General features: G+C 37.1%; 2 protein-coding genes. Both read left to right on the top strand.

All coding sequences use genetic code 11. The features are described from left to right. Positions 1-667 precede the first annotated feature (667 nt). Positions 668-1,018 (top strand): DUF5362 family protein, encoded by a 351-nt coding sequence (locus tag GJU40_RS20400; protein ID WP_154309885.1) that lies wholly within the window; start codon positions 668-670, stop codon positions 1,016-1,018. Between the two features lie 136 nt (positions 1,019-1,154). After that, entirely contained in the window at positions 1,155-1,382 is a 228-nt protein-coding gene (locus GJU40_RS20395; RefSeq protein ID WP_154309884.1) for a hypothetical protein, read from the top strand. Positions 1,383-1,644 lie beyond the last annotated feature (262 nt).

Raw genomic sequence — 1,644 nt, 5'->3', positions numbered from 1 at the left:
GAAGATCGTATAACAAAGAAGGGGTTTTTGTTATAGTATCCCGAAGATCGTATAACAAAGAAGGGGTTTTTGTTATAGTATCCTGAAGATCGTATAACAAAGCGGGGGTTTTTGTTATACTATCTTGGATATTTGCCGAGATCGTATAACAAAGTATGGCGTTTTGTTATAGTATCCCGATGATCGTATAACAAAGCAGGGGTTTTTGTTATAGTATCTTGGATATTTGCCCAGATAGTATAACAAAGTACAGCGTTTTGTTATACTATCCCGAAGATCGTATAACAAAGCAGGCAGTATACTATAGCAACCTGCATATAACAAAGAAGGTGAGCCAGTTACAAAAAAGTCATTTAAAGTAAAGAAATAAAATCCTTAAAGTTTGCCACGTCATTACAGAAGCAGCCATAAAGAACAATATCTTAAGATTTTAGAAATCTCCGGTATACCTATACCTTGCTTATTGTTTTAAAATTCCAACCTATATTTTCATATAAAATTTTTTATCTAATTCAATAATTTTACCTACGAAAAATTGGATTTCATACACTTTCATTCTATGGAAAGCCCCTTTTGCGAACATATGTCAACCATATTTACTAGTAATGATAACCCACTTTTGAAGTATTAGGTTATAATGTAATAATTGGAAGGGGGTGTGTAAGAAATGCAGATGCAAGAGTCTTTAAGGAATATTTCAAAATGGGGTGCATTCTTAGGATATTTGTTTATTATCTTAGGTGGTTTGTATGCATTGGTAGGATTATTCCTTTTTATTGTAGGAGCTATACCTGGCATTATATCTATCTTTTTAGGCATTTACATTCTTCGTTCAGCAAGACAAGCAAAAGATTTACTGCAAGAGTATGAAGAAAAAGCTTTGGCAGAACTTATGTTGAACTATGCTAAGTTTTTGCGTCTATTGGGAATCTTAATGGCAATTGGGCTTATTATAAATCTAATTGCAATTGGATTTTGGATGTTTATTTTAATTACTGGTTTTAATACCTATTATTAAACACTCACCGCTTATCACTCCCATGAGCTGATGAAGCGGGAGATTCCTAAGAACACCAGCCTGCCGGCTAGTTATTGATTAGGCGAGCCCTGCCGCCTCGGCGATTAGAAGTCTTAACGCTTCATTTCTAAGATTGATGGCTGCGTTAAATCTTGATCCTCAGGCTTACTTTCGTGTTCAGTATCCGGCTTCCGATGAGCTTGTAATCTCTTCGTCCATTCGTTCTCCCACCCTTTCTTGTACCTGGTGGGATGAAATAGACGTAGAGATTCCGCTTATTCGGAAAAAACAGCCAAAATCGGCTGAAATAGGAGTAGGAATTCCGCCTAATCGGCTAAAAGTGGCGGAAACAAACGACTTTTAGCAACATAACCGGAAAAGCTTCCCTTATATTACTTGAAATTCGCCTTCTTTTTCATTTAACCGGAATATCTCCGTTTATGTGGGCCATCCCCCAGGGAGAACGTTCACTTCAAGGGCTCCTTCACTTCATGTCCTGAATCTTCTCGCTACTCGAAACTCCCGGGTTTTCAAATATTCTAAAGTCCTCACTTGCACTCAAAAACATTACAACCCAACACCTCCCGCATGAAAAAAACACAAAAAAAGAACAGCTCTGCAACTGT

The organism is Metabacillus lacus (assembly GCF_009674805.1).
Lineage (GTDB): Bacteria > Bacillota > Bacilli > Bacillales > Bacillaceae > Metabacillus_C > Metabacillus_C lacus.
The sequence above is the reverse complement of the archived record's forward strand: the minus strand, read 5'-3'. Positions and strand labels throughout refer to the sequence as shown.